The 20197-nt window shown below is 38.8% G+C and carries 16 protein-coding genes and 1 tRNA gene; 8 read left to right on the top strand and 9 right to left on the bottom strand.

Annotated elements, in window-relative coordinates:
* Positions 1-62: 62 nt before the first annotated feature.
* Complete coding sequence (locus CXF74_RS01975; RefSeq protein ID WP_101080723.1) at positions 63-1964, top strand: GGDEF domain-containing protein; 1902 nt, start codon at positions 63-65, stop codon at positions 1962-1964.
* On the opposite strand, the gene metE is transcribed toward CXF74_RS01975, so the two are convergent.
* Entirely contained in the window at positions 1961-4270 is a 2310-nt protein-coding gene (gene metE / locus CXF74_RS01970) for a 5-methyltetrahydropteroyltriglutamate--homocysteine S-methyltransferase (RefSeq protein WP_101080722.1), read from the bottom strand. The two genes, CXF74_RS01975 and metE, sit on opposite strands and share 4 nt — an antisense overlap.
* 101 nt (positions 4271-4371) lie before the next feature.
* On the opposite strand from metE, the gene CXF74_RS01965 reads away from it, so the two are divergent.
* Positions 4372-5289, top strand: coding sequence for a LysR family transcriptional regulator (locus tag CXF74_RS01965; protein WP_101080721.1), 918 nt, complete (start codon positions 4372-4374; stop codon positions 5287-5289).
* Here the strand turns inward: CXF74_RS01965 and CXF74_RS01960 are convergent.
* The 4 genes from CXF74_RS01960 to CXF74_RS01945 all read right to left on the bottom strand — a co-directional run bounded on the left by CXF74_RS01960 (position 5267) and on the right by CXF74_RS01945 (position 8984).
* On the bottom strand, positions 5267-7303 hold the full coding sequence (locus CXF74_RS01960) for a bifunctional diguanylate cyclase/phosphodiesterase (protein ID WP_198552748.1): 2037 nt from the start codon (positions 7301-7303) through the stop codon (positions 5267-5269). The two genes, CXF74_RS01965 and CXF74_RS01960, sit on opposite strands and share 23 nt — an antisense overlap.
* Positions 7304-7514: 211 nt before the next feature.
* Positions 7515-7976 carry an EAL domain-containing protein gene (locus tag CXF74_RS01955; RefSeq protein WP_101080719.1) on the bottom strand — a complete coding sequence of 154 codons (462 nt, stop codon included), beginning with the start codon at positions 7974-7976 and terminating at the stop codon, positions 7515-7517.
* Positions 7937-8050, bottom strand: a complete 114-nt coding sequence (locus tag CXF74_RS23055; RefSeq protein ID WP_198552747.1) for a diguanylate cyclase domain-containing protein — start codon at positions 8048-8050, stop codon at positions 7937-7939. Before CXF74_RS23055 ends, CXF74_RS01955 begins: the two co-directional genes overlap by 40 nt.
* Positions 8051-8087: 37 nt before the next feature.
* Positions 8088-8984, bottom strand: coding sequence for a PDC sensor domain-containing protein (locus CXF74_RS01945; RefSeq protein ID WP_157822310.1), 897 nt, complete (start codon positions 8982-8984; stop codon positions 8088-8090).
* Between the two features lie 617 nt (positions 8985-9601).
* Here CXF74_RS01945 and CXF74_RS01940 point away from each other — a divergent pair.
* On the top strand, positions 9602-10774 hold the full coding sequence (locus CXF74_RS01940) for a phosphoglycerate kinase (RefSeq protein WP_101080717.1): 1173 nt from the start codon (positions 9602-9604) through the stop codon (positions 10772-10774).
* Positions 10775-10901: 127 nt separating this feature from the next.
* Positions 10902-11978 carry a class II fructose-bisphosphate aldolase gene (gene fbaA, locus CXF74_RS01935; RefSeq protein WP_101080716.1) on the top strand — a complete coding sequence of 359 codons (1077 nt, stop codon included), beginning with the start codon at positions 10902-10904 and terminating at the stop codon, positions 11976-11978.
* A gap of 79 nt (positions 11979-12057) precedes the next feature.
* On the opposite strand, the gene CXF74_RS01930 is transcribed toward fbaA, so the two are convergent.
* The gene (locus tag CXF74_RS01930) at positions 12058-12951 is read right to left on the bottom strand and encodes a fructose bisphosphate aldolase (RefSeq protein WP_101080715.1); all 894 of its coding nucleotides are present in this window, start codon (positions 12949-12951) and stop codon (positions 12058-12060) included.
* Positions 12952-13162: 211 nt separating this feature from the next.
* On the opposite strand from CXF74_RS01930, the gene CXF74_RS01925 reads away from it, so the two are divergent.
* A complete protein-coding gene (locus CXF74_RS01925) occupies positions 13163-13846 on the top strand; it encodes an SIMPL domain-containing protein (protein WP_101080714.1) in 684 nt (227 codons plus the stop codon).
* Positions 13847-14053: 207 nt separating this feature from the next.
* On the opposite strand, the gene CXF74_RS01920 is transcribed toward CXF74_RS01925, so the two are convergent.
* On the bottom strand, positions 14054-14884 hold the full coding sequence (locus CXF74_RS01920) for an S-adenosylmethionine decarboxylase (RefSeq protein ID WP_101080713.1): 831 nt from the start codon (positions 14882-14884) through the stop codon (positions 14054-14056).
* A 2-nt stretch (positions 14885-14886) separates the two neighbouring features.
* Positions 14887-15552, bottom strand: a complete 666-nt coding sequence (locus CXF74_RS01915) for a potassium channel family protein (RefSeq protein WP_157822309.1) — start codon at positions 15550-15552, stop codon at positions 14887-14889.
* A gap of 280 nt (positions 15553-15832) precedes the next feature.
* Between CXF74_RS01915 and CXF74_RS01910 the strand changes: the two genes are divergently transcribed.
* From CXF74_RS01910 to CXF74_RS01900, 3 genes are read left to right on the top strand one after another with little or no spacing between them, the layout of a single operon-like run.
* A complete protein-coding gene (locus CXF74_RS01910; protein ID WP_157822308.1) occupies positions 15833-16954 on the top strand; it encodes an AI-2E family transporter in 1122 nt (373 codons plus the stop codon).
* Entirely contained in the window at positions 16947-18083 is a 1137-nt protein-coding gene (locus tag CXF74_RS01905; RefSeq protein WP_101080710.1) for an HlyD family secretion protein, read from the top strand. The genes CXF74_RS01910 and CXF74_RS01905 overlap by 8 nt, the downstream gene beginning before the upstream one ends.
* Positions 18073-19119 carry a DUF2955 domain-containing protein gene (locus tag CXF74_RS01900; RefSeq protein WP_232772411.1) on the top strand — a complete coding sequence of 349 codons (1047 nt, stop codon included), beginning with the start codon at positions 18073-18075 and terminating at the stop codon, positions 19117-19119. Before CXF74_RS01905 ends, CXF74_RS01900 begins: the two co-directional genes overlap by 11 nt.
* A gap of 904 nt (positions 19120-20023) precedes the next feature.
* Here the strand turns inward: CXF74_RS01900 and CXF74_RS01895 are convergent.
* Positions 20024-20099, bottom strand: a tRNA-Phe gene (locus CXF74_RS01895).
* Positions 20100-20197: the final 98 nt, after the last annotated feature.

Below are 20197 nucleotides of genomic sequence, written 5' to 3'. Positions count from 1 at the left end.
TCATCAAACGGTCATGTAAGTTTCTTATTATTGCCTTAAATGATTAATAATAAGAAACTACTATGTCCGATATGACTTCTATCTCGCTTGATTCGATTATTAAAGAACGACTATTAACTGTTTATTTTCAGCCTATTGTTAATAATAAACAGGCACATATTTTTGCCTACGAAGCGCTCATTCGTGGCCCTATTAATACCCCGTTACATTCCCCCGTCGTACTCTTTAGTGAAGCCACAAAACAAGGTCGACTTGTGGAGTTGGAGTTATTGTGTCGAGAGTTATCTATTGAGCAGTTCCAACACTTACAGTTAGCGGGAAAGCTATTTTTAAACGCTAGCCCGGAAACGCTTTTCCAACCCGACTTTCGCGCGGGACAAACGCTAAAAATGTTAAAGAAAGCCAATTTATCACCAAGCCGAGTGGTTATTGAGTTAACCGAGCATAGCCCCTTAGAAAATTATCAAGTGGTGCGTGAAGCGCTAAAACATTATAAAGAAATGGGCTTCGAAATTGCGATGGACGATTTAGGATCAGGCTATTCAGGCTTGCGTATGTGGTACGAGTTACGTCCTGATTACGTGAAGATAGATCGCCACTTTATGTGTAACCTAGGCGCCGATAAGGTTAAGCAAAAGTTTGTTTTATCGATTAAAAATATTGCTAAGGAACTCAACTGTAAAGTGATTGCAGAAGGGGTGGAAACGGAAGCTGAGTTTAAGTTTATAGAGAAAATTGGTTTGCAATATTGCCAAGGATTTTATATCGCTAAACCCGCTGCTTTGCCATTAAGAAAAGTGGATAAACAATTATTTCAATCTCAAATTGAAAAAAGCATTCATTTTTCAGATAACCAAGCGCCCATTGTGGCTGAACTACTACAGAAAATACCGGCGATTAGTGAATTAGAAACCGTTGAATATAGCGCCAAACTCTTTGAGCTGAACCCTGATTGGGAAAGCATTCCGGTTGTTGAATTAGCGCCATCTGGGAAGCAAAGACCGCTGGGTCTTATTCGACGCAATTGTTTGACGCAGTTACTTTTTTCAAAGTATGGGCGAGAGCTATCCGGTAAAAATACCATTAGTACATTAGTTGATAGGAATGTATTAGTCATTGAGGGCTGTCTGCTGACAGAGCAAGCAAGTCATGCCATTAATAACCAATCACAAGCGCAAAAAGCACTTGAGTTTATTATTACTGAGCAGGGCTATTACGCGGGTGTTGGTTCAATTATGGACCTTATAAAGGTCATTACTCAGCTACAAATCAGCAATGCACGCCATGCGAATCCTCTGACGTTACTACCCGGAAATGTCCCTATTAATAAAAAGTTAGACCAGTTTATTCGCTCACAATCTCCCTTTGTGATTGCTTATTTAGACCTCGATAATTTTAAACCTTACAACGATTATTATGGCTATGAAAAAGGCGACCAAATTATTACTGGGCTCGCGGATATTTTACGCAGTGTTATTGAAGATAAAATGGATTTTATCGGCCATATTGGTGGCGATGACTTTATTGTTGTTACCACGAGTCAGGACTGGGAAATACTTTGTAATGAAATATTAACGCAGTTTAGTGAATGGGTAAGGCATCGTTATTTACCTGAAGATCAAATGATGGGGGGGATCTCTGCTTCAGATCGATTTGGGCAAAAGCAATTTTATCCAATGTTAAGCTTATCAATTGGTTGTGTTGCGTTATCGCCACCTTCTTGTAAAAGTTATCATGACGTTGCTGTGTTAGCCAGCCACGCTAAATCGATGGCTAAAAAGTGCAAAGGTAATTCTCTGTATATTGCCGGTAACCCTGCTGTAAAAGAGTCGGCGCTCAAAGTGGCTACAATAAAAGCCACTGAGCACCCTGTAAAAGTACAGCGAGTAAAAAATAGTGTATTAACTAACAATGAAACGAATAATCAACAATCGCTTAAGCTTGATTATTCATTAACTGCTTAGCTTGCGCGTAATTGTTTTGCTGCTTTTACCATGTTAATTAAAGCAGGCTTGACCTCATGCCATTGCCTTGTTTTTAAACCACAATCTGGATTAATCCATAGGTGTTCGCTGGGAATATGTTGAGCCGCTTTGTGCATTAAAGAAACCATTTGTTGTACATTTGGTGTATTGGGAGAATGAATGTCATATACGCCGGGTCCAATGGCATTTGGGTAGTTAAAGGCTTCAAATACTTCTAATAATTGCATATCAGATCGTGATGTTTCGATGGTAATAACATCGGCGTCCATCGAGGCGATAGCTTCGATAATATCGTTGAACTCTGAATAACACATATGGGTATGAATTTGGGTTTTATCAGCAACGCCGTTGGCACTAATACGAAATGCTTCAATGGCCCAGGCTAAATATTCATTCCACTTAGAGCGATGTAGAGGTAGTTTTTCACGTAATGCGGCTTCATCAATTTGAATAATATCAATGCCTGCTTTTTCAAGATCTAATACTTCTTCACGGATCGCTAGAGCAATTTGGTTGCAGGTTGTTTTTAAGGGTTGATCATCACGTACAAATGACCAATTAAGAATGGTCACCGGCCCTGTTAACATGCCTTTTACTTTTTTATCAGTTAATGACTGTGCGTATTTAGCCCATGCAACTGTCATCGCATCTGGGCGTGAAACATCACCAAACAAAATAGGCGGTTTAACACAGCGTGAGCCATAGGATTGCACCCAAGCAAACTGCGTAAAAACAAAACCCTCTAACAATTCACCGAAGTACTCGACCATATCATTACGCTCAGCTTCGCCATGAACAAGTACATCCAAACCAATATTGTGCTGCTCTTCGATGCAGTATTTAATCGATTTTTGCATCTCTTGTTGATATTGGTGTGCATTTATTTCGCCTAAGCGTTTTGCTTTACGTGTGGCACGAATTTCATTGGTTTGTGGGAATGAACCTATGGTGGTGGTTGGGAAAGCAGGTAAGTTTAAGTGTGTTTTTTGTCGTGTTTTACGCAGGTTAAAGTGTTGCTGTCGTTTACCCAAATGAGGAGTGATATTAGCGACTGCCTTTTTAACTGTGGGGTTATGGATACGTGCACTATTTTTACGTGATTCAATCGCTAATTTGTTTTCTGTTAATTGTTCAAAGACGCTTTCAATATTAGTGTTCAGCGCATGACCTAATAAACTTAACTCATCTAATTTTTGTATCGCAAATGCGAGCCAATTTTTAACTTCGCTATCTAGCGTTTGTTCATTGTTTAAATCAACCGGTACATGTAATAGCGATGAACTTGGCGCTAACCAAAGGCGATCTTGAAGCTGTTCATGGATAGGTGTTAACCATCGTAAGCTTGCATTAAGATCTGTTTTCCAGATATTGCAGCCGTTAATAACACCTAAGGAGAGTACTTTATCTTCGCCTAATAAGGCTAATACTTGTGCAACTTCATGTTTGGCGTTAATCGCATCGATATGTAATCCGGCAACCGGTAACTGACAAGCGAGGTTTAAATTATCTTTTAATTCACCAAAGTAGGTGGTTAATAGCAGCTTAATGTCTAATTGAGCGAGTGTTTTATAAGTGAGGCTAATGGCATCTTGCCAACTTTTATCTATTTCTAGGGTTAAAATGGGCTCATCTATTTGCACCCATTCAATACCATTCTCTCGTAATTCATGCAGTAGCTTCTGATAGGTGACTAACAGCGCGGGTAATAAAGCCAACTTGTTGCTTTGGTCTTTTTCTTTGCCTAACCACAGGTAGGTAACAGGGCCAATAATGACAGGTTTTACGTTGTTGTTAATACCCTGAAGCTCTTTAATCTGGGCGAGTAGATTTTCTGAATTAAGATTGAAAGTCGTCTGTTGATCAAATTCTGGCACGATGTAATGGTAATTTGTATTAAACCATTTTGTCATTTCACCCGCATCCGTTTCGCCGTCATTTTTATTATTATGGGCATGTACGCTAGCACAACAGCTTTTTTTCTGTGAACGCCCACGAGCAACACGAAAGTAGTTATCTAGCTGATTATCACTCTGCAAAGCGCGCTTGGGTAAATTACCTAATAATACGCTGCTGTCGAGCACCTGATCATAGAGTGAAAAATCACCTACCGTATGAAAGTCAAAGCCTAATGCTTGTTGGGAAGACCAATTATCTAAACGTAACTTGCTTGCTGTTTGTTGAAGTTCAGCCTGTGAAAGTGAACCTGACCAAAATTTTTCTAATGCAAATTTTAATTGGCGTTTGCTGCCTATACGCGGAAAACCGAGGTGGTGTAGTTTTGCCATCTGCTTATCTCATCTGTTAGTTGAAGTGAATGGCGATTATATTTACAATGAAACATGAATAATAATGATGATTAATAGGTTAACCATGAGAGGTGCTCATAATGATTGAACCACTACATCTTAAAATAATGATTGCCCTCGATGAAAAAGGCACATTAACGCAGGCTGCTGATGCCCTTTTTTTAACACAATCTGCGCTGTCGCATCAAATACGTCATCTTGAAAAAAAGTTGAACGTGAAATTATGGCAACGCTGTGGACGACGGTTACGGTTAACACCCGCAGGCCAGTTGTTATTAAAAACAGCACATCAGGTCATACCAACATTATTACAAACAGAACAGTCGCTCAAGGCGATGGGGGAGGGACAGCAAGGATTATTACGCATTGGTGTTGAGTGTTTCCCTTGCCATGAATGGCTCACTAATGTGGTGGCGCATTTTCTAACTGACAGGCCAAACATTGATGTTGATATCATCCGACAGTTTCAATTTTCTGGTTTAGAGGGGCTTGTACATCATCATGTTGATCTATTGATCACCCCGGATGTAAGTGAGCATGAACGTTTATTAAATGTGCCATTATTTGAATATGAACAAGTATTATTAGTGGCTAATGAGCATCCCTTAGCGGCGCAATCAGAGGTATTTGCCACGCAGTTACAGAACCAAGTGTTATTTACATTTCCGATTGAAAAACAGCGTTTAGATATTTTTAATCAGTTTTTATGGCCTGAGAATATAGAGCCTAAGATGCACAAACAGATAGAGTCTGTCGCTATCATGTTGCAAATGGTTGCTCATCAACGTGGTGTGTGTGTCTTACCTGAGTGGTTGGCGGACAGTTATGCTGCGCAATATAAGGTCAGTAAATTACGACTGGGCAAGCAGGGGGTATTTAAAACCTTATATGCGGTGCTTAAAAAAGAAGATCAAAATGTTGCTTATATCGAACATTTTATTGAGTTAGGTAATAAAGTGAATGCAAATACTCAGGCTAATGTTGCTTGGCAAATGTGATTAACGCATCGAGTGAAAGGGGTTTGGAGAAATAATAACCCTGATAAAGGTCACAGCCGGCATCAGATAAAATACTCGCTTGTTCTTTTGTTTCAACCCCTTCGGCTAAGACCGTCATACCTAAGTTTTTACCCATGCTAATAATGCTATTGACCATCGCTTTATCATTTTTATCAATACTAATATTATCCACAAAACTTTTGTCGATTTTTAGCTCATCAATAGGGATTTTTCGCAGCATACTTAACGAAGAATAACCGGTGCCAAAATCATCCAATGAGATACTAATATGATGCGCTTTCATTTTATAGAATAGCGGGAGCAGGCTGTCCACGCTTTCAATAAACAGGCTTTCGGTTATCTCGATAGTGATATCTATCTGGCCACTGGTGAAGTTTTTACAGGCATCCATTAGCTTTTCTATAAAATCTATTTGAATAAATTGACGCACGGAAACATTAATCGATAGTTTAAATGAAAGGTTGTTTTGTTGTTGTAAGTCATCTATTTCCTGCATCGCTTTATGCATGATATATAACCCCAACTTAGGCATTAAACCTGTCTCTTCTGCAACGGGGATAAATTGATCCGGTGCGATAAAACCCAGTTTTTTACTATGCCAACGTACTAAGGCTTCAACGCCAAAGAGTTTATTATCTCTATCCATTTGTGGTTGATAAACCAAGTTGATTTCATCATTTTCAATGGCATGATGCAGTGCTTGTTCTATCTCGATATTGCGCATTAATTGATGATGGACATGCTTAGAAAAAAACAGGTATTGGTTACGTTTCTTTTTTGCCATGGTCATGCTGTTATCGGCATAACTCAGTAACGTTTCAATATGTGAGGCATCATCGGGAAAACAGGCGATACCAATTGATGAGCTGATGCGAAATGCATTTTGGTTAATCAAATAGGGTAGGGCAATGCTTTCTAATAGGCGTTTAGCATAATTTTCAACGCTCTCACGATCCGCGACGTCTAAAAATATAACAAATTCATCGCCACTATAACGAGCGACCAAACCACTATGAAGTGCCAAACTGTTCGTGATACGTTGGCTGGCCTCAATCAAAATGGCATCACCGTAACTGTGGCCAAAGGTATCGTTAATATTCTTAAAGTTATCTAAATCGACATATAAAAGCGAAAAATGGGCCCCTTCTTTAGCCTGAAGGCGTTTAAAGTGACTTTTGATTACGGTGCGATTAGGCAGGCCAGTTAAGGTATCGTGCTCTGCTTTGTAGGTTAATTCATTAATCTTAGAATTTTCGACTTTGACTATCCAACGAAACAGAATATAACCAATGCTGATCAGTAATAGATAAAAAATAGAATAGAAAAAGGAGTGCGAGTATAAACGTTGTTTTACGTGTTCAAAGGGCAGTGAGGCACTCACCCAAAAGTGATAATTTTCATTGTAAGTCAGCGTATAAAGATGTTCATCTTGGCCTTGTGAAAAAAAGGTTTGCAGAAAATTAGTCTTGTCTTGTTGACTGTTATATTGATTTTTTAATAATTCATTTTCAGGTGGCGCATGGTTATAAAAGCGTTCAAATTGCGACATAGTTAAATTGTTACGCAAAATGCGATAGTTACCATTTTCTAATGTTGCTTCAATAGTGTGCGGGTTGTTTTTTTGCCACTCACTTTGTAGTACCGCTAAATCAAGCCCAGTAGAGATAACGGCAATGATTTCCCCCTCGCTATTAACGATTTTTTTACGCAGAGGTAATATCCAACGATTCAAACTTGTTAGGAAATAGGCACGTCCAATGACCATTTTTGAGCTATTAATGGTTTCTCGAAACCAAGTTCGTGTATTACGGTGATTAAGCAGGTTGGTGATTTGTTGCCCTTTAAGATTAGAGCTGGTGACTAATAGATCGCCTTGGGGAGAGAATATCCAGATACCCGCAGAAAGGTGATTTTGTTTAAGGGCGACATCAAGGGAGTTACTGGCAAAATGTTGTTGATGCAGGTATTCATCGGCAATTAAATTTTGAATCACCTCTTGCTGAGCAAACAGCGAATCTAACGTATTGTAAAATACATGGTTAAGATAGATTTGATCGTTTTTTGTTTCGTTTAATATCTCATTATATTTATTGTAAACAGCGGCCGCTAAAAGCCCGCTTCCAATGATGATAATAAGATAAAAAAGAGCCCATATGTTTTTATTCAGGGGATACATGAGCGAGCGTCAACAATCTTGAGTCCATTTAAAGAGTATCTATATATTTTTCTAAGTCTGTTAAGTTTAACGGTTTTGAGAAATAATATCCTTGGTAGAGGTCACACCCTGCCTCTTGTAATATCGTTGCTTGCTCCTTATTCTCAACGCCTTCGGCTAATACCGTCATGCCTAAGTTTTTACCCATAGTAATAATGCTTGAAACCATCGCACAATCATTTTTATTATTGGCGATATGATCCACAAAACTTTTATCTATTTTTAATTCATCAATAGGCACGTTTCTTAACATGCTTAATGAAGAGTAGCCGGTGCCAAAATCATCTAAAGAAAGCGAAATTTTTTCATCTTTCATTTTTTGAAAAATAGGCAATAAGCGTTCAATATTTTCTATAAACAAGCTTTCTGTTATCTCAATGGTAATCTCTAAATAAGGTGATTTATAACAGGCTAAGCAATCAACCAATGCTTCAAAGAAATTGAGCTGCACAAACTGGCGTCGCCGTGACTGTAACCGTAACTATCATTGATGCCTTTAAAGTGATCTAAATCGATATAGAGCAAAGAAAATGAGCAATTTTTTTGATGATATTTTAATTTTTTATATTTTTAATATACTGCGATTATACAAGCCGGTTAATAAATCGTGTTCTGCTCGGTAGGTGAGTACTGCAATTTTTGTTTTTTCAATGCGTACTATCCATTTAAAGAGAAAGAAAATAATCACTAAAAAGAGTAAGTAAAAAGTGCCATAGATAATGGTTTGTGAAATCATTTTTTCTTTTAGCGTAGAGTTGGCTTCAGTGGCGCTAATCCAGACATCCAATTTCCTATTAAATAATATTGAGGCATACCTACCACGTTCTTGTCCGGTGCGTAATTGTATTATGCCACCTGATTTTCGTAACTCTTCCAGGGTGATTTTTTGTAGCGCAAGTTGTATTTTTAAGTCTTTTATTAATTCAGGTGTTATTGCTGTGCTATAGGTTTCTCTATAGTCTATTTGTGGTGTCATAGTACGTAAAACAGGGTAAAAACTACGATCTAATGTGGCCTGTAAAATACGCTTACTATTTTTGCTTCCGTCCCATTGCACTAGCAAGGTCTTTAGATCTAATCCAGAAGTAATAACACCAACAACTTGTCCTTGGATATTGGTGACTCGTTTTCGAACCGGAATCACCCATTTTTTTAATGCTGGAAGATAGTAGGGACGACCAATGGTCATTTGTGCTTGATTTAAGGTTTTTTCAAACCACTGACCTGTTTTTTTATTGGTTCGTAAATTAGGAAAATTGATGGAATTAAGGTTACGACTTGAGTGTTTAAGGCTGCCATCGACATTAAATAACGCGACACCTAACAATAATGGGTTACTCAATAAAATTTTACCAATCACGTCTATTTTTAAGTCGTCCTTAAAAAAATATTCGTAACTGATTAAACCCAACATAGTATCGAACTGGAAGAAAGCGGAGGAGATATGAGAATTAAACAACTGAGTCACATAGCGCTGTTCGTTTTTTAAACTGTTCTCTAGTTCGTTATATTTTAAATAGGTCGCGCTACTGAAAGTGATCAAGCCAGTAAAGGCGATAATATAGAAGAGTAACCAGTTTTTTTTTAATAAGGAATTCGTAAAGCCGAATATTTTCTCGAATCTGAGGGGTTTATATTGGGTAATAATAGGCTAATTGACTGAAATTGTTTTTAAATAACGAACTTTTTAGTTCACCTTTTACTTTTTATTGAGAATCACTATCAAATAAATTTATTCTATTTTAACCATTTATCACCTTAAGCCTCGTATTTTCTAGCCTCATTGGTTCTTTTTTATGTTATTCGCTTTTTTTTAATAAATATATATATGTTCTTTTTTTACTCATTTTGAAAAAAAGTTACAGAAAATGATGTAAATCAAACCCTCCCCCCCTATTAAAAAGGTAAATTAGTACCCATTGTGATCGATGTAACAAAAACTTTCGTCTATAATGCTCGCTGAAACACAAATGCAACGAGGAAATGTTGTAGTTGGAAGCATTAATGGCAAGCCCAGGTAAAGTAAACTGGCGCAAATCAGAATTTTATAGTTTTAAATTTAAATAAGGACACATCATGTCAGTAAAGAAAATGGTTGATCTAGATTTAGCAGGCAAACGCGTATTTATCCGTCAAGATTTAAACGTGCCAATCAAAAATGGTAAAGTAACTTCTGATGCGCGTATCCGTGCTTCTATCCCAACAATTAAATTAGCCCTAGAAAAAGGCGCTAAATTAATGATTACTTCTCACTTAGGTCGTCCTACTGAAGGTGCTTCTGCTGAAGAAAACGCAGCATTCTCTCTACAACCTGTTGTTGATTACCTTAACGAAGCATTAGACGTACCAGTACGTTTAGCAACTGATTACCTAAACGGTTTAGAATTAAACGCCGGTGAAGTTGTTGTTCTTGAGAACGTTCGTTTTAATAAAGGCGAAAAGAAAAACGAAGAAGGTCTTTCTAAGCAACTAGCAGCATTATGTGACGTTTACGTAATGGATGCATTTGGTACAGCTCATCGTGCACAATCTTCTACAAACGGTGCTGGTGTTTATGCTCCTGTTGCATGTGCGGGTCCTTTACTTGCTGCTGAACTTGAAGCGCTAGGTAAAGCAATGGATAACCCTGCTCGACCTTTAGTTGCTATCGTTGGTGGTTCTAAAGTATCTACTAAATTAACAGTTTTAGAATCTCTTTCTAAAATTGCAGACCAATTAGTTGTTGGTGGTGGTATTGCAAACACATTCATCGCGGCACAAGGTCATAACGTAGGTAAATCACTCTACGAAAAAGACTTAGTTGAAACAGCTAAAAAATTAATGGTTGAATGTGCAATTCCAGTAGCAACTGATGTTGCTTGTGCAAAAGCATTTGATGAAAACGCAGAAGCAGTCATCAAAAATGTTGCTGACGTTCAAGATGACGACATGATCTTCGATTTAGGTCCTGATTCAACTAAAGTATTGGCTGATATCATCAAAGGTGCAAAAACAATCCTTTGGAATGGTCCTGTTGGCGTATTTGAGTTTAAAAACTTCCAAGCAGGTACTGAAGGTATCTCTAAAGCAATCGCTGAATCAGCTGGCTTCTCTGTTGCGGGTGGTGGTGATACACTGGCTGCAATCGATAAATTCAACATTGCTGCTGATGTTTCTTACATCTCTACTGGTGGCGGCGCATTCCTTGAGTTTGTTGAAGGCAAAGCGTTACCTGCAGTGACAATGTTAGAGTCACGTGCAAACGATTAATCAATCATTTTAAAAGCGAGTTAACCCCTCGCTTTTTTTATGCGTGTTTTTTGTCGCACTTTTGTGTAAAATAGCGCGCGAAATTAAACAGATTTTTAATTTAACTAAAATAGATAGGAAATATATCATGACTAAGATTTTAGACGTTGTAAAACCTGGTGTTATCACTGGCGATGATCTACAAAAAGTATTTGCAGTTGCAAAAGAACATAAATTTGCACTTCCAGCGGTAAACGTTGTAGGTTCTGATTCAATCAATGCTGTACTTGAAGCTGCTGCGAAAGCACAAGCTCCAGTTGTCATTCAGTTCTCTAACGGTGGCGCGGCATTTAACGCAGGTAAAGGTCTTAAACTTGAAGGTCACGAAGCTGCTATTCTTGGTGCTGTTTCTGGTGCTAAGCACGTTCATGCTATGGCTGCTGCTTACGGTGTTCCAGTAATTCTACATACTGACCACGCTGCTAAGAAACTACTTCCTTGGATTGACGGACTACTAACTGCATCTGAAGCTCACTTTGCAGAAACTGGCGCACCTCTTTTCTCTTCACACATGATCGATCTTTCTGAAGAGCCTTTAGAAGAGAACATCGAAATCTGTGGTAAATATCTAGCACGCATGGCTAAAATGGGCATGACACTAGAAATCGAACTAGGTTGTACTGGTGGCGAAGAAGACGGCGTTGATAACTCTGATATGGATGAGTCTTTACTTTACACTCAACCGTCTGAAGTTGATTACGCATACATTGAATTATCAAAAATCAGCCCTCGTTTCACTATCGCTGCTTCTTTTGGTAACGTACACGGTGTATACAAGCCTGGTAACGTTAAACTTACTCCTACAATTTTACGTGATTCTCAAAAATTCGTTTCTGAAAAGCACGGTATTGCTGCTAACGCACTAGACTTCGTATTCCACGGTGGTTCTGGTTCTTCAGAAGCTGAAATTCAAGAGTCTATCGGTTACGGTGTTATCAAAATGAACATCGATACAGATACACAGTGGGCTTGTTGGGACGGTATCCGTACTTATGAAGCTGCTAACCGTGATTTCTTACAAGGTCAAATCGGTAACCCAACGGGTACTGACGCTCCAAACAAGAAATACTACGATCCACGTGTATGGTTACGTGCTGGTCAAACGTCTATGGTTGAACGTCTTGAGAAAGCATTTGCTGACTTAAACGCAATCAACGTACTATAATTTAACCCCTTATTGGGTTACGTTATAAGTAAATAGAGCCAGCTTAATTGCTGGCTTTTTTTTGCCTGTTTTTTACGTATTAAGTTTTCGAAGCGATATAAATTGGCTCGATTGTCGCTGATAATGCGGCATCAAAGTCATTGTCTGCTTGCTCAGCAAATAAGTTATCGGTCAAAACACGCGAGAAACTAGCAATAATTCCGTTATTTTCACGTAATCGGCGGTTAGCTTCATCAATAGGGAAACCTCCTGATAGAGCAACTACTTTAACCACATTAGCGTGACCAATACATTGCTGATAGAAGTTAGCCACTTCTGGTAATGACAGCTTCAGCATAACCAATTCATCGCTGCTTAATAGCGCTAACTGTTTTAATATCTCTGCTTTCAATAAGACTTCTGCCGCTGCTTTTTCTGGGCTATTAATATCGACTTCTGGCTCGATAATAGGGACTAGACCCGCTGCACAAATTTGTTTTGCTACTTCAAATTGCTGATCTACTAATTGTGCGATACCCGCAGCGTTTGCTAGTTTAACGACTGAACGCATTTTTGTGCCAAACACATCCTTGGCTTTGGCTTTTTTAAGCAAAACATCTAAACCAGGAATTGCCTTCATGAGTTGCACGCCATTAACTTCATCTTCTAAGCCTTTATCTACTTTTAGTAATGGCACAACATTTTTTTCTTGCCATAAATATTGAGAAGAGGGCTTTCCTTCGATTTCACGGTCTAAGGTGTTTTCAAATAAAATCGCACCTAATACACGTTCGCCATCAAACGCTGAGCTAGTGATAATGCGAGAGCGCATCTTATGTACTAAATCAAACATCTCTTCGTCAGTATTGTAAGCGTCTTCATTTACACCGTAGGTTTTAAGTGCAGTTGGTGTGCTGCCACCACTTTGATCCAGTGCGGCGATAAAGCCGACTTCCGTTTTAAATCGATTAAGTTGTTTTTCAAATGTTTGCATTATTAAGACTCAGTGGGTGAATGAATTTAGTGATAATATACATTGATATTTTTCAAATGCAAATGGTTATCATTTGCTTCTGTTGTTTTTATTTAAACTAAATTTTTAATAAGCAGGAAATTAAATGATTGAAATACTATTTTTTTATTGAGAATATGAACTGTTTATTACCCTGTTGGTCTTACCGTCACTACTTTATTAAGGAAAGCATATGCGTTATTTATTATTGGCACTATTTTCAATCTCTTCATTTTCGGCGATGGCAGGTTCTTTTCCAGATGACCCTTACATCTCAGTGACGGGCAGTGCTTCAATGGAAGTAAAAGCAGATCAAGTTATTATTCAATTTCAGCCAAGTGCCACTAATAAACATGCTGAGATGGCTAAGCAAGAGGTTGATAAAAAGGTCGCTGATTTATTAAAGAATTTAAAAAAAGCAGGGTTTGATACTGAGAAAGTAGAGAGCATTAGCCAATCAACACGCCCTGAATATGATTACCAAAAGAATAAACGTATTTTGTTAGGTGTGCGTGTAACGCACGAGTTAAGTTATCGTTTAACGGATGTTAACGAAGCGAATCAGTTCATCGATGCTTTGTTAAACGCTAAGGTAGAATCAATTTCACCATTACAATACGGTTTACAAACACCTGAGCAATGGCAGGGGAAAGTACGTGAAATGGCCGTATTAGACAGTAAACAAAAAGCGGGTGATTTGGCTAAACTATATGATGCGAAGTTAGGTAAGGTTTATTCAATTAACTATCAAAATAGTCAGGCTAGACCCGTTATGATGCGCGCAATGGCAATGGACAGTAATGAGTCATTAACAGTACAGCCTAAAGCAATAACGATTAACGACCGCGTTGAAACTGTATTTATACTGAAACCGTAATTGGTTTATTAGTTAGTTGTAGGGGGGGGAAGCTTCAATAACTCCCTTTATGACTTGTGTTGGTAACTACTCAGCACTCCTTCGAATTTGAGTTGTTTTTATAAAAATAAACTGTAAATGCTCAGGGATAAGCCATTTATGCCTAGTTCAAGGCAAAAAAGCGCAGTTTAATGGTTTAAATGAGTATTTTTCAACGATGAACTAGGCTTAAATGGCAACGGCCTGAGTAGTTACTTGTCTTGTTTCAATATTTAACTTTTGTTTTGTCGCATTAAATAACATCAGGTAAGCGCGTTGGGGCTGAAATAGAACACTAAGATGCTGCTGAAATACACTCACCTCATGGGCCGATAAGTTAGATTCAAAGCTAATGTAACTACTGAGTTTTTCTGGGGTAATATGTAGCGTGAAATAGCGCTCTCCATCGATCGCATTCAGGGAATACCCTTTAGGCTCAAAACTGTATTGGTCGATGCTAAAACCGTTAAAATAGCTTGTCAGCTTTAATTGCTTGGCGACTCTCGATGTATCTACTTTACCTTTCTGCAACTCTTCAAAAAATACACTACCTAGCTCATGTAACATAAATATGTTTTTGGTCGGGTTAGCTTGTTGGTTATTACCAAACAGAAAAATATCACCGCAATAACCCTTAGACCAATGCTGGCTATTACCCTTTAATTTATTTTGTAGCTGTAAACTGTCTTGCTGAAAACTGCTTTTTTGACGTTCTGGATAATGCGCTTGATGGCGTTGAAATAACAAAGAGGTTATTTCCTGACGTTGTACGGCCTTTTGAAAAAATAGCGCAGCCTGCAATAAATGTGTTTCACCACAGGTGATCAGCAATAAGCGATTTTTCCACACAAATAGGCTGGACTCAGACAGTAAGAATGCTTTGATCTGTTCATTTTCAATTTTAGAAATAATAAAAGCACCTGCTTGCTTAACCATTTCTTGCCAAAAATCCTCATCAAATTCAAGTAAGTTTAATGTTGATGTTATCTCTAAGCGTTTTTCACTACCTTCATAAAACATAATTAACTATTTTTTTCTTGTGCATTGGCCAAGCCGGCGCTGACTAAACTTGAAACAACAATCGCCATATAAAACACGCCAACGATTGCTTCAATATAAACAAGAAAACGTGCCAAGGGACTAATTGGAAGTAAGTCTCCGAAGCCTAATGTCGTTAGGGTTACAAAGCTGAAGTAGATAAAATCGGGGAAATTTTGTTGCCATGAGCCTGCTTCAAGCCCTGCAAATGCATTGGGAGTAAACTCGGTAAGTAAGATATATAACATTACCCAAATAAGGCCGAGTAATAAAAAGATACAGATAGAGCCCACAATGCTATTACGCGTGACTTTACCTGCAAATAATACCTGTTGAGAGGCTAGCCTGAGGGTGATGATAAAAAAGTAGAGCATTAATAACAGATGGATAAATTCGAGTTCTGCTTTGTCTAATAATATCACTATTGCGCTGATAACAATCGTAGCGACGACTAAACCTAATGCGGTATTAAATGCATAACGGCTGGATCGTAAACTCCACACACCAATTGACATGCTAATGACAGTAAGTGCAATAACCAAGGATTGTCCGATTAAAGAGTGCGCCAAAAATTGGTCAACCAATGCGCTCGATAATAATAAAAAAAACAGGCTAAATAAAAGATACGAAAAGTTATCCTTTTCAGTCACATTTTTCCTTGAAAGTAACGCGTGCATCTTTTACCTCACTGATAATAATTGAGCATCTAGTTTACTGTTTTTTAATCTGTTTCGATAACCATTTTTAATGGGCTGTCACTGTGAACGCCATTGAGAAGCCATTAATCAAGGATTTTTCCTCAGCAGACTGCTCATAGAGCAGCAGTGCATTGTTAGCAAGAAGGGCTAAGTCAGTTAAATACAGTGTTAGGTTATCGCTTTTGAGTTAATCATGTAAATAGAATATCAATTCAATATGTTAGTAACTAGAATGAAAATCATTACATCATCAATATGGACATTTATCATGGAAAGTCATCAGTTTACAAAAAACACAATTGAAGCAACTATTCGCCTCAGTTTAGTCGCGGTCGTTATTTATTTTTGTGCGAAAATATTATCTCCCTTTGTAATGCCTGTACTGTGGGGCGCAATTATTGCTGTGGCAATTTACCCTATGTTCACCCGCTTTAAAAAAGTGTTAGGCGGTAAAGCTAAATTAGCCGCATCGTTATATGCAATTATTGCAATTTCTGCGTTAATTACACCAACGGCAATGATCTCAAATTCATTGATTGATACGTCAGTCGCACTGAACGAGCAATATCAGAGTGGTGCATTAAAAATACCACCACCAAGTAAGAATGTAGCTGAATGGCCATTAATTGGTGAAAAAGCCTATGCATTTTGGAATGGCGCTTCAAAGAACCTTGAAAACACATTAAACGCACATTTACCTCAAATGAAAAGTCTTGCTGGAGGCGCCTTTTCGGCTATTGCGGGTGTCGGCGGGACGGTATTACAGTTTGTGCTTTCTATCATCATCTCGGCTGTTTTTGTCGCCAGTGCTGAGAGTGCTTATGCGGTTTTGATTAAAGTATTCTCTCGTTTAACGGACTCAAAAACAGGTAAAGAATATACCGATCTTGCGCGCGATACGATTCGCAGTGTGGCACAAGGTGTATTAGGTGTGGCATTGATTCAAGCGACGCTGGCAGCATTAGGTATGTATATAATGGATGTGCCTGCATGGGGTTTATGGTCTTTAGTTATTCTGGTCATGGCGATTGCACAACTTCCGCCTATTTTAGTATTAGGTTTTGTTATTTCCTATGTGTTTTCAGTCGCAGATACAACACCTGCGGTTATCTTCATGATTTACTCTCTGGTTGTTAGCGCAAGTGATGGTTTCCTCAAGCCAATATTTTTAGGTCGTGGTATGGAAACGCCTATGCTGGTTATTTTATTGGGCGCTATTGGCGGCATGATGATGTCGGGCATTATCGGACTTTTTGTTGGCGCGATCATACTGGCATTAGGTTATGAGCTGTTTATGAAGTGGTTAAATACCAGCACTGAAGAGCTGGTTAAAAACGAGAATAGTAATGACTAAAGAGAATGAAAAAACAGAACAATCTTCCGTTGCTGACGTAGCGGAAGAGGTTGTGGCCGTGCAGAAGGATCCGGTGCGCCGCATTACTAAAATAGTCTTAATAGCGGTCGCCTTTGTCTTTGTTTGGTATGTGATTGCAGATAGGCATGCACCGTGGTCTGATCAAGCGCGCATACATAGCTATGTTATTCCTGTTGTTCCTCAAGTTTCTGGGCGTATTGTTGATGTTGATGTCGAAAAAGACCAAGTCGTTGACGCGGGAAAAATGTTGTTTCGCATTGATGCTAGTGATTATGAGTTAGCCGTTGAAACGGCTGAGTCATCATTAGAACTTGCTGGTCAAGAGATTGGTGCGGGTGTTGCCACTGTGGTGACCGCACAAGCACAATTGGTGGTTGCTGAAACAAACCTAGAACATATTCAAGCACAAAGTGCACGTGTATTTGAGATGGAAAAAAAACAAGTTTTCTCAAAGTCTGAAGGTGATAAAGCCCGTGCTGCGATTAAACAAGGTAAAGCACAAGTGCGAAGTGCTGAAGCAGGGTTAGATAAAGCGAAACAAGCGTTAGGCGCAGAAGGGGATAAAAACCCACGTATTCGTAGCGCGATGGCTAACCTTAAACAGGCTCAGTTAAACTTAAGCCGTACCACAGTGTTAGCCCCTTCATTTGGTGGCATTACTAACCTACAAGTTGATGAAGGTTTCTATGCGAATGCAGGACAGCCGGTAATGACTTTTGTTGAATTTGGTAATATCTGGTTACAAGTAAACCTGCGTGAAAACAACTTAGCTAATTTAAAAATTGGCAATCCGGTTGAGATATCCCTTGATGTGCAGCCTGGCACTATTTATAGCGGAAAAATAAGCAGTATTGGTTTTGCTGTTAATTCATCTACGCCAGATGCTATTGGTGGGTTAAATACGGTTGAAGGGACAACAGGGTGGTTACGTGATGCGCAACGTTTCCCTGTGATGATCTCTTTTGATGATATCGCTAGCATGCCTAAAGGGTCGTTACGTGCAGGCGGACAAGCGGACGTGCAAGTGTATACGGGAGACAACTGGTTCGTAAATAGTATGGGCTGGTTATGGATAAGGGCGCTTAGCTGGTTATCCTATGTCTACTAAGGTTGTAAAAATAGGTTTTTGGCAAAGCATCAAACAAGATGTTACTTGTATGCGCCAAATGCGTTTTGCATTTGGTGTTACATTGTCTGCTGCTCTTGCGTATGGTATTAACTGGCCACTTGCATTTTTACTGCCTATTTTTAGCTGCATGTTATTAGCATTACCTTTCCCTAAACCTAGTTTGCAAGCGAGCCTTAAAAACATGCTTAATACCCTAAAGGCGTTTGCTTTAGGGTTAGTGTTTTCGTTGTTCTTTTTACAGTATCCGATCGCTTATATTCTGATGCTAGGCTTGGCATTATTCCATATCTATTATTACCTCAATCGAGGTGGATCATTCTGGTTAACCCTGATGAGCCTGATTGCTATTTTAATATTACCGATGATAGCGAATACCAGTGAAGGCTTGGCCATTGGGTTTTCTGCAGGATTTGTTTACTCAAGTTGGTTAACCATTGCGATGATCTGGCTAATGCACTTTATTTTCCCTGACCCTCAATTTAGCGCCTTTCCAACACCCCCTGGTTTTCAAAAAAAATATGCCAAGGTTGCAGCTCAACTTGCCCTAAAAAGTACTTTGGTTACTTTTCCCGTGGCGGCTGTTTTTATTAGTTATGGTTTGATTGATTATTTATTAGTGATGGTTTTTGCCGCACTATTTATCTTAAAACCTGAATTAAGTGCTGGCATCGACGCAGGTAAAAATTCGATGATATCAACACTATTAGGAGGTGCTTACGCATGGGTTTTTTACTGGTTGATGGTTGCCGTACCGCAGTATCACTTTTTTCTTATGTTATTGCTCGCCACCTCGTTGTATTTTGCACGTAATATATTCTCGAGTAAGAGTACGGCTAAATATTACAGTTCTGCCTTAATCGCAATGCTAGTTGTCTTTAATAGCAGTATGGTCGCGGGCGCGGATTTTAATGCCATTTTGATTAATCGCATCGTTCTTATCTCTGGTGCTATTGCTTATATCGTTACGATGTTAAAAGTGTTGGATCATTTTGGTATTGCGAATAGCAAAGGCTAATCTCGGTTTATTAGATAAAACAATGTCGATTCAATGAATAAAGCCCTCAGTATGAAAGTACTTAGGGCTTTTTTATTTGGTGAAATTAACTATGCCACTTCAGACCGTGGAATTGGTTATGCTTATTGATAGCCCTAATTCGCTCTCGCGGGTGTAGAGGCTAACTCATTGCAACAATGAGTGGAGTGGCTTAGTTTTGTTGCCATCTTCGCTTTGAGGGGCTTAATGAGACTATCAAAACCAAATTCGACCACGAAGCCACTACGTTACACAGAGAACCCGAAGGAAATCTTTAACCTTCATTTTCGTCGTGTCTTCGTGGTGAATTGCTTTTGAACTTGTTTAAGCTTGCTGTGCAAATAAAAAAGAAACAAAGATAAAAACAAAGATAACCACGAAGCCACTGCGTTACACAGAGAACACGAAGGAAATCTTTAACCTTCTTTTTCTTCGTGCTTTCGTGGTGAATTGCTTTGAGCTTTTGAACTGTTTAAGCCGCTTCGTCTCTTGGGTTTTAATCAAAATCTGAACCAAGGATGAGTCCGTTGTAGAAACAAAAAAGCCACAACTAAATGAATAGTTGTGGCTTGAATGATGGCGCTTCGTCTCTTGGGTTTTAATAAAAGTTGAACCAAGGACGCAGTCCGTTATAGAAACAAAAAAGCCACAACTAAATGAATAGTTGTGGCTTGAATGATGGCGCTTCGTCTCTGGGCTTCAAATTAAAAGTGAACCAAGGACGGAGTCCGATTTTAAATACAAAAAAGCCCTAAGTAATAAATTACTTAGGGCTTGAATGGTGGTACTTCGTCTCTGGGCTTCAAATTAAAAGTTGAACCAAGGACGCAGTCCGAATCTAGAAACAAAAAAGCCCAGATAAATTTCTTTATCTGGGCTTAAATGATGGTGCTTCGTCTCGGAATTGAACCAAGGACACGAGGATTTTCAATCCTCTGCTCTACCGACTGAGCTAACGAAGCATAACTTTTGTTAAACTTTCAACTCTGTCTTAAATAAACTGAGCTAACTAAGTCTAACTTTATCATCTTGCGATGAGTTGTAACTGGTGCCGACTACC

This window comes from Psychromonas sp. Urea-02u-13, from assembly GCF_002835995.1.
Lineage (GTDB): Bacteria > Pseudomonadota > Gammaproteobacteria > Enterobacterales > Psychromonadaceae > Psychromonas.
Note: the sequence above shows the minus strand (reverse complement) of the source record. Positions and strands in the feature narration are given on the sequence as shown.